This window comes from Synechocystis sp. PCC 7509 (assembly GCF_000332075.2).
In the GTDB taxonomy this organism is placed as follows: domain Bacteria; phylum Cyanobacteriota; class Cyanobacteriia; order Cyanobacteriales; family Chroococcidiopsidaceae; genus Aliterella.
In genome coordinates, this window is record NZ_ALVU02000001.1 from 3,003,332 (window position 1) to 3,017,191 (window position 13,860).

14 protein-coding genes are annotated in these 13,860 nt (G+C 39.2%); 9 read left to right on the forward strand and 5 right to left on the reverse strand.

Annotated elements, in window-relative coordinates; all coding sequences use genetic code 11:
• Nucleotide 1: 1 nt before the first annotated feature.
• Together SYN7509_RS0215015 and lepA are read right to left on the reverse strand one after the other, a co-directional pair.
• Nucleotides 2-1,120, reverse strand: a complete 1,119-nt coding sequence (locus SYN7509_RS0215015) for a DUF1611 domain-containing protein (RefSeq protein WP_009633005.1) — start codon at nt 1,118-1,120, stop codon at nt 2-4.
• Between the two features lie 516 nt (nt 1,121-1,636).
• Complete coding sequence (lepA, locus tag SYN7509_RS0215020; protein ID WP_009633006.1) at nt 1,637-3,448, reverse strand: translation elongation factor 4; 1,812 nt, start codon at nt 3,446-3,448, stop codon at nt 1,637-1,639.
• Nucleotides 3,449-3,788: 340 nt separating this feature from the next.
• Here lepA and SYN7509_RS0215025 point away from each other — a divergent pair, with 340 nt between their 5' ends.
• From SYN7509_RS0215025 to cobT, 8 genes are all read left to right on the forward strand, one after another.
• Nucleotides 3,789-4,016: a hypothetical protein gene (locus tag SYN7509_RS0215025; RefSeq protein ID WP_009633007.1), complete on the forward strand. Its 228-nt coding sequence runs from the start codon at nt 3,789-3,791 to the stop codon at nt 4,014-4,016.
• 142 nt (nt 4,017-4,158) lie between these two features.
• Nucleotides 4,159-5,940 (forward strand): ATP-binding protein, encoded by a 1,782-nt coding sequence (locus tag SYN7509_RS0215030; protein WP_009633008.1) that lies wholly within the window; start codon nt 4,159-4,161, stop codon nt 5,938-5,940.
• Between the two features lie 133 nt (nt 5,941-6,073).
• The gene (locus tag SYN7509_RS0215035) at nt 6,074-7,261 is read left to right on the forward strand and encodes an ABC transporter substrate-binding protein (protein WP_009633009.1); all 1,188 of its coding nucleotides are present in this window, start codon (nt 6,074-6,076) and stop codon (nt 7,259-7,261) included.
• 209 nt (nt 7,262-7,470) lie between these two features.
• A complete protein-coding gene (locus SYN7509_RS0215040) occupies nt 7,471-8,688 on the forward strand; it encodes an ABC transporter substrate-binding protein (protein ID WP_009633011.1) in 1,218 nt (405 codons plus the stop codon).
• Nucleotides 8,689-8,695: 7 nt separating this feature from the next.
• A complete protein-coding gene (locus tag SYN7509_RS0215045) occupies nt 8,696-9,646 on the forward strand; it encodes a branched-chain amino acid ABC transporter permease (RefSeq protein WP_009633012.1) in 951 nt (316 codons plus the stop codon).
• A gap of 14 nt (nt 9,647-9,660) precedes the next feature.
• The gene (gene surE, locus SYN7509_RS0215050) at nt 9,661-10,341 is read left to right on the forward strand and encodes a 5'/3'-nucleotidase SurE (protein WP_009633013.1); all 681 of its coding nucleotides are present in this window, start codon (nt 9,661-9,663) and stop codon (nt 10,339-10,341) included.
• A gap of 71 nt (nt 10,342-10,412) precedes the next feature.
• Nucleotides 10,413-11,093, forward strand: coding sequence for a DUF2232 domain-containing protein (locus tag SYN7509_RS0215055; protein ID WP_009633014.1), 681 nt, complete (start codon nt 10,413-10,415; stop codon nt 11,091-11,093).
• Nucleotides 11,094-11,098: 5 nt separating this feature from the next.
• The gene (gene cobT / locus SYN7509_RS0215060) at nt 11,099-12,211 is read left to right on the forward strand and encodes a nicotinate mononucleotide-dependent phosphoribosyltransferase CobT (RefSeq protein WP_009633015.1); all 1,113 of its coding nucleotides are present in this window, start codon (nt 11,099-11,101) and stop codon (nt 12,209-12,211) included.
• Here cobT and SYN7509_RS31045 read toward each other — a convergent pair.
• From SYN7509_RS31045 to SYN7509_RS28595, 3 genes are all read right to left on the reverse strand, one after another.
• Nucleotides 12,208-12,378 (reverse strand): hypothetical protein, encoded by a 171-nt coding sequence (locus tag SYN7509_RS31045; RefSeq protein ID WP_009633016.1) that lies wholly within the window; start codon nt 12,376-12,378, stop codon nt 12,208-12,210. The genes cobT and SYN7509_RS31045 overlap by 4 nt on opposite strands.
• Before the next feature lie 7 nt (nt 12,379-12,385).
• Nucleotides 12,386-12,574 carry a hypothetical protein gene (locus tag SYN7509_RS31050; RefSeq protein ID WP_009633017.1) on the reverse strand — a complete coding sequence of 63 codons (189 nt, stop codon included), beginning with the start codon at nt 12,572-12,574 and terminating at the stop codon, nt 12,386-12,388.
• Nucleotides 12,575-12,857: 283 nt separating this feature from the next.
• Nucleotides 12,858-13,028 (reverse strand): DUF1348 family protein, encoded by a 171-nt coding sequence (locus SYN7509_RS28595; RefSeq protein WP_009633018.1) that lies wholly within the window; start codon nt 13,026-13,028, stop codon nt 12,858-12,860.
• A 20-nt stretch (nt 13,029-13,048) separates the two neighbouring features.
• Between SYN7509_RS28595 and SYN7509_RS0215075 the strand changes: the two genes are divergently transcribed.
• Nucleotides 13,049-13,831, forward strand: a complete 783-nt coding sequence (locus SYN7509_RS0215075) for a class I SAM-dependent methyltransferase (protein ID WP_009633019.1) — start codon at nt 13,049-13,051, stop codon at nt 13,829-13,831.
• Nucleotides 13,832-13,860: the final 29 nt, after the last annotated feature.

A 13,860-nucleotide genomic window follows, 5' to 3' on the forward strand; every position in this document is an offset into this window, starting at 1 on the left:
TTTAGCTCATTGCCAATAAAGGAATAGGTTGTAAATCTTTTTTAATTTTTTGATTCAGCTTAGGAAAGCGATCGCATAATGCTTGAACGAGTTTTTGGCATCCGTAGTTCAATACATCGGTAGTAGGCAATTGCAAACGGTTTTCGTAATCTGCGATCGCTTTTCTGACAGCTTCCTCGGATAGGTTTTCGTGACTTAGTGCGATCGCAATTACCTGAGCTTGGGAGATAGCTTCGATCAGTTGAATTTCACTTTCAACAGTAGGCATATTTAAAAGCGGAAAATCACACCGAACTTTCCTCGCTGGAGGGTGTTGGAGAATAACGCCATCGGGCATACTTCCTTTTAAAATAGCTATAGAACTCATAAAAGCCGGATGACTAACCGCGCTTTGTCCCTCAACTAAAATAACATCGGGATTTTCGCCATCAAAAGCCCGAACAACAGCATTTTCGATTTCACCGATCGCAAATTGGGAAACCAGCGCGTCCATTGCTGCGCCGTACTTTGACCCCTGCATTAAGCTAGTTTGCCCAGTCGCCACCATTACCGATTTTATTCCCAAGCTATTTAAAGCTTTGTTCAATTCCACTGCGGTAGTCCTTTTTCCGCAAGCGCAATCCGTACCCAGCACGGCAATTACAGGAATATTTACTTTAGCTATTTGACCCGTAAAAACGTGTAAATCTTTTAATTGTGGCGGCTTTCTAATATCTTTAATTTGGATACCACACTTAACAGCCATAGCTACAAATTCTCGATCATCCGAGAAGAATTGATGCAGACCGTTAACAATATCCATCCCTTTTGACATAGCTTCTAAAATTAGCAGCTTTTCATCAGCAGAGATACAAGCATCTAAGGGAGCTTTGCCATAAATGTAACAATTAGGAACTTCTGCAAGTTTATTTAAAGCTTGAGCTAAATTAGCAAAAATAGGAATATTATTCTTTTTATCTCCTAATTCTTCCCCAGCATCTTTACCAGCCAAGGAACTATCAATAATTCCCACAATAGTATAAGTTTCTGAGTGTCTAACCAAACCTGCGGCAGTTTTTCCGTCTACTAAGCCGAATTGATTTTCGCAGTAAACTAAAGCCGTTTCTTTAACAAACGCCATGAAATTAATTTCCTTTAAGTTATTTCCGAATCAATGGAATTTCTGAAGTTGCCAAGCTTATCGAAAATAAAGCTTTATGTATATACGAATTTTTCGCATAAACCTTATCAAGTATGAGGTTTGTAAGTTATTTGCAACTATTAAAAATCTCAATTCAGTAAAAAATAGATAATCTAATTAAGTCTTCGCAAAGCCTAAGTAAAGTTGATTTTGTGGCGGAAATCTCAGGCTCAAATTGAGTTTTGATCTAAACTTAGCTTGAATTAATTGTAGCACACGCTACTGTTTTACTTAAAAAGCCGCCATACTGTGTAAAACTCAATTACCACAGTTTATAAAAACTATTTAATGCTTAATCTAAGTAAGTCTATTAAGCATCAGTCTAAAGAAGTAAAAATAATTTTAACTATAAAATTGCGATCGCCTAGTATCTGTGCAAAATATCATCCTGATTGCGATCGCTCCTGACTTTAGAGATTTTAGCTAGGATTCAAACCCTAGCTAAAAAAACAGCAACTACTCTTTGTCTAAACGCAACACTGCCATAAATGCCTCTTGCGGTACATCTACTGTCCCCACCGACTTCATGCGCTTTTTCCCTTTGGCTTGCTTTTGCAACAGCTTTTTCTTGCGGCTAATGTCGCCACCGTAACACTTGGCTAATACATCTTTTCGCAGTGCGGGTATTTGTTCGCTGGCAATAACTTTACTGCCAATCGCGGCTTGAATTGGCACTTTAAATTGATGGCGCGGAATCAACTCTTTTAGCTTTTCTGCCATCGCCCGTCCCATATTGTAAGCTTTGTCTCGGTGGACAATCATTGCTAAAGAATCTACAGGATCATTGTTAATTAATAGATCCAAGCGGACTAGATGATTTTCCCGATAGCCAATTAGGTGATACTCCATACTGGCATAACCCCGCGTCCGCGACTTCATTTGATCGAAAAAATCCGTCACAACTTCCGCTAAAGGCAACTCATAAGTTAAAGTTGTTCGCCCTTGGGTAAGATACTTCATATCTTTGAATATTCCTCGCCGATTTTGACACAACTCCATTAAAGTACCAACGAAGTTTTCCGGGGTAATCATGTCTACTTTGACGTAAGGCTCCTCAATTTTTTCCCGCTCGTTTGGCTCTGGTAAGGTACTAGGGTTGTCAATATGCAGAATTTCCCCCTTATTAGTAGTTACCCGATAAACCACCGAGGGAGCGGTTGTAATCAAGTCTAAGTTATATTCCCGCTCTAGCCGCTCTTGCACAATTTCCATGTGCAGCAATCCCAAAAACCCACAACGAAAGCCAAACCCCATCGCACTAGAGGTTTCCGGCTCGTAATGTAACGCCGCATCGTTTAGTTTCAGCTTTTCTAAAGACTCCCGCAAATCTTCAAAGCGATCGGCATCAATGGGGAACAAGCCACAAAAAACCATTGGATTTGCTTCTGTGTAGCCCGGCAATGCCTCTTTAGCTCGATTTCCCGCTAAAGTAATGGTATCACCAACTCGCGCGTCTGCTACCGCTCTAATCGAGGCGGCTAAATACCCTACTTCCCCGGCGTGGAGTTCGTCTATTTGTTTTTGGGTGGGTGAAAGTACGCCTAATTCGTCAATTTCGTATTCCTTACCCGATGCCATTAAGTGAATGCGATCGCCTTTTTTAACCGTACCATCCATCACCCGAAAGTAAACTATCACTCCCCGGTAACTGTCGTAATAACTATCAAAAATCAATGCTCTTAACGGCTTATCAACCGTATCTTTAGGCGGTGGTACGCGCGCAACAATAGTTTCTAATATTGCATCTATACCTATCCCTTCTTTCGCCGATGCCAAAATTGCCCCACTACAATCAAGCCCAATAATTTCCTCAATCTCCCCCGCTACCCGCTCTGGCTCTGCTCCGGGCAAATCAATTTTATTTAAAACTGGGATGATTTCTAAGTTATTCTCCAAAGCTAAATAAACATTCGCTAAAGTTTGCGCTTCCACGCCTTGAGACGCATCGACTACCAATAACGCCCCTTCGCAAGCCGCCAAACTCCTCGATACTTCGTAAGAAAAATCTACGTGTCCGGGAGTATCAATTAAATTTAAAACGTAAGTTAGCCCGTCTTTGGCTTTATAATTCATCCGCGCCGCTTGCAGCTTAATTGTAATGCCGCGTTCGCGCTCTAAATCCATATTGTCCAAAAACTGCTCTTTCATTTGCCTTTGCTCTACTGTGCCAGTAGTTTGTAGCAAGCGATCGGCAAGGGTCGATTTTCCGTGATCGATATGTGCTATAATAGAGAAATTGCGTATTTGCGATACGGGAACATCAGTCATAATTTTTTAATTTAACGGCAATAAGTTAAGAATTGAACATACTTAACGCATTTTAATCCTTTCTGCCCTAATAGCGATGGACAAACATTTAGGAGACAATACTAGCTTTCCCTTACTACATAGTGCGATTAAACTAGGTTGCGATCGCTAAGATATGAGATTTTCATATAACTTTTATATATTTAACTGCCTTTTGATGTATAAATATTATCTAAAATTGCTATGGTAAAGACTGGAAATATCGTTGTAGTGAATTCTCCGATGATTACCAACGACTGCTAAAGCAATTAAATTAAGTATAGAAAAGTTAAATTACAAGCAAAAAAGCCAACTACCCTACATGAATGAAACTAACATTGATTCAAATTCCTTTGACGATAAAGTAGAAATTTCTATTCAACTCGATTCAACTCTCCTAGATCAATTACAACACTTAACAAAAGAACCAAGCAAAGTTATAGAAGTAGCAATTCGTCAATGGTTGCGCGGTGAAACCCAACGAGATGACGAATTAACTCGCACCATTGGACGCACGCCTGTACCACCTCGCGGCGAATGGAACGATTAAAACTCACGGGAAGGAATTTTTAGGCGTTGTTTATATATTTACGAAGATAATACTTTTCAGTTTCATGATTTTTGTGCCAAACTCGAAGCAATGCTCGATTAAATATTATTATTAACTGCTTGTCTACAAAACAGCCCGATAAATGAGTGTCTATGCTAGCTCTGAACCGCCTACAGTGTTTAACAACTTAGAATCTAGTGCTAAAGATAGCTGTGGGCTACAAGTTCTAGGTTCAGATTTGACTTTTACACAGGAAGCAACTGGAAAATACTTGTCATTTCATTGGCAGCAAGCTGATACTTATGGCTTGAGCGCTGAACAAGTAATTGGGAAAACGCTAACCGAAACTTTTGCTCCTGTAGACGTAGCTGCATATTTGCAACGGGTACAGCGAATATTAGCAAGTATGACCCCCGAACATTGCCGATGTTTGTTCAAATATCAGCAAAAACTCTGGAGTTTTGAATTAGTCATTAGTCCAGTTCCTAGCGCTAACTCCTCAACAGTCGTATTGGTCATGGGGCGACAGCTAGAAGCTCAATCGACAAGTTTAGCAATTAGTTCTCATGCTATTAGTAGTACCCAATCAAATACCATCGCTGCGGTGGAATCAAAAAAACTACTGATTCATATTGCCCGAAATATTCGCAGAACTTTAGACTTAAATACAATTTGGCAGCAAACTGTTGATAGTTTGGGCGAAGCTTTGGGAGTGAGTCACTGCATTGTTTGTGCTTATACAGAAAAGTCGCATCTAATCAAAGTAGTAGCAGAATGCAGACAAATAGCTGTCCGCTCAATGGTAGGTAATGAGATATTAATTGCTGATGATGCGGGATTTAGTCAAGCGCTAAAAACTTTAGAACCTGTAGTCGTAGACCAAATTGATAATCCTTCTTTTCAGCAGTCTTTACTTGTAGTTGCTACTTATTACCAAGGCAAACCGAACGGGTTAATTAGTTTAAGGCAATGTATTCGTTTGCCATTACTACCAAACAGAGACAATAGCTATCAAAAGGCAAGTCCTCCGCGTCAATGGACAGCAGATGAAATAGAATTAGTGCGCGAAGTAGCAGAACAAGTAGGAACTGCGATCGCTCATGCTACTTTATATAAAGAATTAGAAGAAGCAAGGCTACAAGCAGAGGAAGCTTCTCGGCTCAAAAGCGAATTTTTAGCAAATACTTCTCACGAAATCCGCACCCCCTTAAATGGGATGTTAGGCTTTTTGAAGCTAATTCTAGAAGGAATGGCGGACGACCCCCAAGAACAAGAAGAATTTATTAAAGAGGCTTACAGTTCAGCTATACATTTACTGCACATTTTGAATGATATTTTAGATATTGCCAAAATTGAAGCTGGCAAAATGGAGCTAGAACTTGGGCGAGTCAAACTAGACGAGTTGTTTAGTCATGTAGAAAATTTTACTAAACCTCAAGCGGAGCAAAAAAAACTAAGCTTTCTGCTGCAAAAACCCGACACGGCGGATGAAATTGTTGTTTATGGCAACTATAAGCGACTATTACAAGTAATGCTGAATTTAGTTAGTAATGCCCTTAAGTTTACTGATGAAGGCGGAATTACTATTAGTGCTGATGTTGTGCGCAAAAAAGTTATATTTCAAAACCAAACACTTCCAGGGATAGTTAAAATTCGCGTTGTAGATACAGGGATTGGAGTATCTTTAGATAAACAAGAAAAGCTATTTCAAACTTTTAGTCAAGTAGACGGTTCTCTCACTCGTCCTTATGGTGGTACAGGTTTAGGGTTGACTATATCGCAAAAACTTGTAGAAGCAATGGGTGGCGAAGTCTATTTCTTTAGCATGGGTGAAGGCTTAGGTTCTACAGTCATGTTTACAGTGCCACTATATCAAGAACCTGTAATGTCATCCGCACCCGTAGATAATTCTAACGAGCAATAATTAATTCTCCCGTTCAATTTTGATGATTTTAAAAAAAGTTATTTACAGGGCTTATTTTTACCTGTAATACTATTGTTTATTTTGCATAATTATACTTTTTATTTAATGGCTCAAATCTTAATTGAGTTGCAATATGAAAATTAACTTTCATGCTCGTAGCTTGCTTTATATTTTGATTTTAGCTGTTTCTGGCTGTAGTCAAAAACAAGACTTTAATCAAGCAACAAAATCTATTCCTATTGGCGTCGCAGTGGCACAAACTAGCAATATTGCTTTATTTGGTCAAGAACAAATAGCTGGAATAAAAATTGCCGAAAATTATTTTAATAACAAAGGGGGAATTAACGGAACTCCTATTAAAATAATATTTCAAGACACTGGGGGAGATGAAGCAGGAGCAATTAATGCTTTCCAAACTTTAATTGCTAAAGATAAAGTTGTAGGTATAGTTGGGCCTACTCTATCACAACAAGCTTTTAGTGCTGACCCCATTGCAGAAAGAGCAAAAGTTCCAGTTATTGGCGCATCTAATACTGCTAAAGGAATTCCCCAAATTGGTGAATATATTACTCGAATTTCTGCACCTATTTCTGTAGTAGCACCTAATTCTATCGAAACAGCAATTAGCACTAATCCTCAAATCAAAAAAGTTGCGGTGCTTTATGCTCAAAATGATGCTTACAGTAAATCAGAAACAGAGATATTTCAACAAGTAATCAAAAAGCGACAGTTAAATTTAGTTACTGTGCAAAAATTTCAAACTACCGATACAGATTTTCAAACTCAAGGGACAAATATTATTAACTTAAAACCAGACTTAGTAATTATTTCTGCTTTAGCAACTGATGGGGGAAACTTAGTTAAGCAATTAAAAGAACTGGGTTATCAAGGTTTAATTGTCGGTGGTAATGGCTTCAATACTTCTAATATATTTTCTGTTTGTAAAGCCCTTTGCGATGGCGTAATAGTAGCTCAAGCTTATAGTCCTGAATATCCCGGAGAAATCAATCAATCATTTCGTAAAACTTACCAACAACAATATAAAAAAGAACCTCCCCAATTTAGCGCTCAAGCTTTTACGGCGGTTCAGGTATATGTAGATGCTTTAAATGCTATAGATAAGGAAAAGAAAATTAGTTCTTTATCTTTAGAACAAGTACGGATGCTACTAAATAAGCAATTGCTAAGTGGTAATTATAAAACTCCTTTAGGAGAAATTGCTTTTACTCCAGAGGGCGACGTAATTCAAAAAGATTTCTATGTAGCGCGAATTGTGATGAATGCAGATGGAAATACAGGTAAATTCGTGCTTATAAAATAGCTAGGATTATCAAAGCAACTGTATCATTAAACTTACAAGTATTGCATAGGTGAGTTTTGTCGGCGGCGATACTTTTAAAAATTTATAATTATTAGCTTCTTGTCAAGCGTAGCAAACAATAGTAATATTTATAACAATTTAATTTATACTCTTAGTTGCTTCTAAATACTCATCAAGAGTATAAATATCGCTACTAATTTAGTTTGACTATGAAAATTAATCTTGGCAAGTACAGTTTATTTATTACTTTTGTTCTACTAATTTCTGGCTGTAATCAAACCCAAAAGACAACGACGACAGCTACAACAACCCTTGCAACGACCTCCTCATCAACTCCAATAGTAATAGGAGTTGCTGTAGCCCAAACTAGCAATGTCGCCTTACTCGGTCAAGAACAAGTCGCTGGTGCAAAAATTGCGGAAAAATACTTTAATGATAAAGGTGGTATTGATGGGACACCTATTAAAATAATATTTCAAGATACGGCAGGAGATGAAGCAGGAACAATTAATGCTTTTCAAACTTTAATTACTAAAAATAAAGTTGTTGGTATCGTTGGGCCTACTCTATCACAACAAGCCTTTAGTGCCGATCCTATAGCAGAAAGAGCAAAAGTTCCAGTTTTAGGGCCTTCTAATACTGCCAAAGGAATTCCCCAAATTGGTGAATATATTGCGCGGGTTTCTGCTCCAGTTTCTATCGTAGCTCCTAACTCCGTTGCGGCGGCACTAAAAATCAATCCCCAAGTTAAAAAAGTTGCAGTGCTATATGCACAAAATGATGCTTTTAGCAAGTCTGAAACAGAGATTTTTCAGCAAACGGTTAAGGAGAGAAAGTTAGACTTAGTCACGGTGCAAAAATTTCAAACTACAGATACAGATTTTCAAACTCAAGCTACAAATACTATTAAATTAAAACCCGACTTAGTTATTATTTCTGGTTTAGCAGCCGATGGCGGAAACTTAGTTAAGCAATTGAGAGAACTTGGTTATAAAGGTTTAATTATTGGTGGTAATGGCTTAAATACTTCTAATTTACTTGCTGTTTGCAAAGCTCTTTGTGACGGTGTACTAATTGCTCAAGCTTACAGTCCCGAACATCCGGGAGAAATTAATAAAAACTTCCGCAGTGCTTACGTGGAGCAGTATAAGAAAGAACCACCTCAATTTAGCGCTCAAGCTTTTACGGCGGTTCAAGTATATGTAGATGCTTTAAATGCTATGAGCAAAAAAATGAAATTTAGTAGTTTACCAATCAATCAATTGCGAACTGAATTAAACACAGAGTTGTTAGCAGGTAAATATCAAACACCTTTAGGAGAAATAGCTTTTTCTCCCGAAGGTGAGATTATTCAAAAAGAGTTTTATGTCGCTCAAATCGATATGAATACTGATGGAAATAGTGGAAAATTTGCTTTTATAAAGTAGATGTAATATGGACACGACCGTATTTTTGCAATCATTTTTAAATGGTTTGTCGATAGGTAGCGCCTATGCTATTTTTGCTTTAGGTTACACTTTAATATTTTCTATTTTGGGAATTATTAATTTTGCTCACGGCGCAATATTTACCCTGGGTGCTTACTTTACTTATGCTCTGATGGGTAATGCTTTCGGCTTTAGTGGCTTGCTGGCAAATGCAGTTTTACCGATACAATTACCTTTTGCTTTAGCATTAATTATTGGTAGTATCCTAGCTGGACTTGTGGGAGTTGCTATAGAACGTTTAGCTTTTCGACCTTTAAGAAAAAAAGGTTCAGAACCTTTATTAACGGTAGTTTCTAGCTTGGGTGTAGCGGTGGTGATTGTGAATTTGATTCAGTATTTGGTAGGGGCAGAAAGCTACACTTTTCCCGCCAATACTTATGGTAATTTACCCCCAGCAATTAACTTTGGTAGCGCTATAAACCCGATTCCAATTCGTAGTGTTCAAGTAGTAATTTTTGGCGTGTCGGTAGTAGTTTTACTTTTGCTTACCTACTTTATTAATCACACAAAACACGGCAAAGCAATGCGGGCGATCGCCGAAGACGCAACTACCGCTAGTTTACTAGGGATTAACAGCGACTTTTTTATTGTGGTAACATTCTTCACGAGTAGCTTTTTAGCGGGATTAGCGGGAACGTTAGTGGCTTCTAGCGTGAGTATTTCTGGCCCTTTTTTCGGTATTAACTTCGGCTTAAAAGGTTTAGCTGTAATTGTTCTAGGTGGACTGGGGAGTATTCCCGGTGCGGTACTAGGGGGATTATTAATCGGCTTAATTGAGGCTTTTGTCCCTGCCGACTACTCAGCTTATAAAGAGGCTGTTGCCTTTGCGATATTATTTATTATGCTTGTAGTTCGCCCCCAAGGTTTGCTAGGACGGCGTTTAATCCAAAAAGTTTGAAATCCTAGTAATATATGACTTTAATTTTGACCAACGATGATGGGATAGATGCGCCAGGGATTCGGGCGCTACTCAAAGCTGTAGCAGGGAAAAAAGTAATCGTCGCCGCTCCTACAGACCATTTATCCGGCTGCGGACACCAAGTAACGACAACTAAAGCTATCAACGTTCATCGCCGCTCAGAAACAGAATATGCGATCGCCGGGACTCCCGCCGATTGTACGCGCATTGCTTTATCGCACCTGTGCAACGAGGTAAAGTTTGTTCTTTCGGGCATTAATGCTGGGGGAAATATGGGAGCGGATGTTTATATCTCTGGTACGGTGGCGGCGGTGCGAGAAGCCGCTTTTCATGGAGTTCCAGGGATTGCGGTATCGCGCTATCTTAAAGGCAAACGCAATGTAGATTGGGATACCACCGCCCGATGGACTAAAAATGTTTTAGCAGATTTAATGAATCGCTCCCTAGAAGTTGGCAGTTATTGGAATGTAAATCTACCGCACTTAGAACCTGGAGATCCCGACCCAGAAGTAGTATTTTGTCAGCCCTCTACCCAACCATTACCAGTAAATTACCGCGTAGAAGGGAACGATTATTATTATGTGGGGGAATATGCCCAGCGCGATCGCACTGCGGGGACAGATGTTGATGTTTGTTTTGCTGGAAAAATAGCTGTAACTCAGCTACGGTTGTAACTTAGGGTTATATAGTGCGATCGCGCCTTGGGCTAGAGCGAGTAGACTTAAAAAAGTCTTTGATATAATTCATGAGCGATTATCCCTCCTCTAAAGGTGACTCAGGCAAGCTTTTAGAGCCACACTTACGCACAGCACCACCATTAAAAATGGTAGAAACAGCCTTTTTAGCTAGTGCTGCCAGCTTGATTTATTTTATTAACTATTATTTTCCCCTCGGGCCATTGTTGCAAATATTTTTTCCTGTACCCATTGCTTTACTTTATTTGCGTTGGGGAAATCGTACAGCCTGGATGGGAGCTTTGGTTTCGGGATTACTGCTTTCGGTACTCATGGGGCCTACTCGGAGTATTGTTTTTGTTGTACCTTATGGCTTGATGGGGGTGCTACTAGGTGCAACTTGGAAACGCCGTTCGCCCTGGGTTGTTTCTATTGGTTTAGCAACTTTATTAGGCGCTTTTGGTGTATTTTTTCGCCTGTGGTTATTGCTAGTTTTATCGGGAGAAGACGTTTGGGTATATTCCATTACTCAAGTAACCAATTTACTAGAATGGCTATTTCTTAAAGCTGGATTACTAGCGCAGCCAAGTATAGTTTTGGTGGAAGCGATCGCGATCGCGATAATTTTTATTAATAATATGATTTACTTGTTCGCCGTCCATCTAGCCTCGTGGTTTTTGCTAGATCGTTTGGGTAATCCTATTCCTCGTCCTCCCCGTTGGGTACAAGTCTTGATGGATTATGAAGAATAACGCTTATGATTCGCGTTTACACTCAATTAGAACAAGGATCGCAGTGGTTGCAACGCTACCAAGGCAGTAAACCAGTCTTTGCTTGTGTTTTGGGCTTTACAGACACGGGTTTAATTCCTGGAATTTCTGCGGCGGGTGCAACTCCAGGCGATCGTCAGTATACTTGCCTTGCCGATGCGGAATTTTTATATAATGGAGTGCGATCGCATCCTAGGTATCCCTTACCCCCTCTCCATGCTGGCGCTTCCCCGGTATTTATTTCTCGCGCGGTGGTAGAAGCTCTCAATATCCCTATCTATTTATTTAATGCCGGATTACCCCAGCCTCCAGTTGTCCCTACTATAGATTTAGGCGGTACTCCAGCGAAATGTTTGTCGGCTGGCTGCGCCTTAGAATTAAAAACTGTGCAACATCTACTAGAGCAAGGTTTGATTTGGGGTGAAAAGCTGGCAAAAACTACGCCAAAGGGCTATGTAATTATTGGTGAATGTGTTGTAGGAGGGACTACCACCGCCCTTGCTGTTTTAACAGGGTTAGGGATTGCAGCTACAGGAAAAGTTAATAGTAGTCATCCAATTTGTAACCATGCCCAAAAATGGGAAATAGTGCAAGCTGGACTTAAACAAGCAGGAAAAAATAATTTTAGCGATCCTCTCCAAGTAGTCGCTTCCGTAGGCGATCCCATGCAAATTGTCGTTGCGGGAATGGCAATTTCTGCCAGCCGCTATGGCGGTGTTTTACTGGCTGGTGGAACGCAAATGTTGGCGGTTTATGCTTTAATTGCAGCTATTGTCAAAGCTTACGATTTGGTTTGGCAACCAATGCAAGTTGTAGTGGGGACAACTCGTTGGGTAGCAGAAGATCCAACAGGAAATACCGTTAAATTAGCCGCAGAAGTCGGTAGTGTACCATTACTAGCTACGCAATTGAGTTTTGCTCTTTCTACTTACGAACAACTTCGAGCTTACGAACAAGGATTTGTAAAAGAAGGTATGGGCGCAGGTGGGGCTTGCATTGCTGCGAATTTAACTCAAGGTTGGCAGCAAACAAAAATGCTCCAAGCGATTGAAAGCTTGGTAGATAAGTATTTAGCAAGTTTTGGGCAATTCTTTTTCTAGTGGATTCTTTGCGCAAGTATTTGTTCTTCTAAAGCCGCAATTCTGTTGTAGGCGGCGGTTAGTTGGGCTGTCAGTCTGCAAATTTGAATTTCTGGGGTTAATTCCTTTTCCCCAGACTTGGGGGCGTATTTAGAACTATTATCGGCAAGAACATCTTTATGTTCCATCGTTGGTTTATAACTCTAAACTTGGGTAGCGCTCAGTATTTTCTGCGGCTAAAAAATTACCATCTCCATCTTGCATTGGTGTTAAACGGCATTCTGACAAAGCATCAGCAACTTGACAATTTAGTTGCTCTACTACTTGATACAGGGCATCTACTTTTTGACTTAATGTTGTGACTTGTTTTTGTAATGGTTCCATTTGACCCCCTCACTGCCTGCATCGCTACTATTTTAGGATGGTAATCAATAATTTGAATAAGTATAATTTGCGGAAGAAGTATTTAACTCTCCCAGGCTTTGTTTCTAGTTTGATACATTAATAATTACCTCCAAAGGAAAGTAAATATTATAGACTATTAGTATTTTAGTAACTTTACCTTGTTTGTATAGCTACAAACAAGTGTCTTATTTCCACCCCCCTTTGTTGCTCGGAGGCTATGGGTTGCAGCTTGGTCGTTTAATTTTTCGCTACTGTGCTGAAGCTAAACTAAAATTAGGTTTTTTAGGCGATAGTCTAATTGTATAGTTCGCGTAGCTTGTAAAAAAGCTGCGATCGCATCTCGTCTGCTAAAAAATTTCTCTTGATTTCGCCATTGAGTATTTACTGCATAAGTCAAGATGACGTGATTAGGGGAGCTTGTAAAGGGTTTCATTATCTCAGGAGAGTAAAAATATGAGTTCTTTAAAATCGGTTGTAAAAAATAGTATTCCAGAAAATTATCTCCCTAGCATGATAGGAATGTATTACAACTTACGTTCGTTGTTATACATTGGCAATGAAGTTAGCTGCCCTTGTTGTGGTGGTAATTTCAGTAAATTTCTTGCCTATGGGGGTGATAATCCACAAGAAGATTCTCAATGTCCAAGATGTGGGGGTGTAGAGAGACATCGGATTTTATGGTTGTATCTGCAAAACAAAACTAACTTTTTTAAAGATAAGTTAAAAGTTTTACATTTTGCTCCTGAGTATTGGTTTCAAGAGAATTTTAAAAAATTACCCAACTTAGAATACATCACTACAGATTTATTCGACAGGTTAGCAATGGTAAAAATGGATATAACTAATATTACCTATGAAGATAATCAATTTGATGTAATTTTATGCAGTCATGTATTAGAACATATACCTGACGAAGCAAAGGCAATCAAAGAATTACTTAGAATTTTAAAACCGAGCGGTTGGGCAATTTTACAAGTTCCCCTTGACACTAGACGAGAAAAAACTTTTGAAGATCCAAGTATAGTTTCTCCAGAGGACAGAAGAAGAAACTTTGGACAAGAAGATCACGTAAGATTACACGGACTTGACTATAAAGACAGGCTTGAAAAAGCGGGATTTAAAGTAAAAGTAGAAGATTACGTACAAGAATTGGGACAAGAAAAAGCTAAAAAATATAAATTAGAAGAAACAAGAAATGGACATATGTGTAATAAAATCTATTACTGTACTAAATGAACCCTAAAAAAGATTAAAGATTTTAGCTA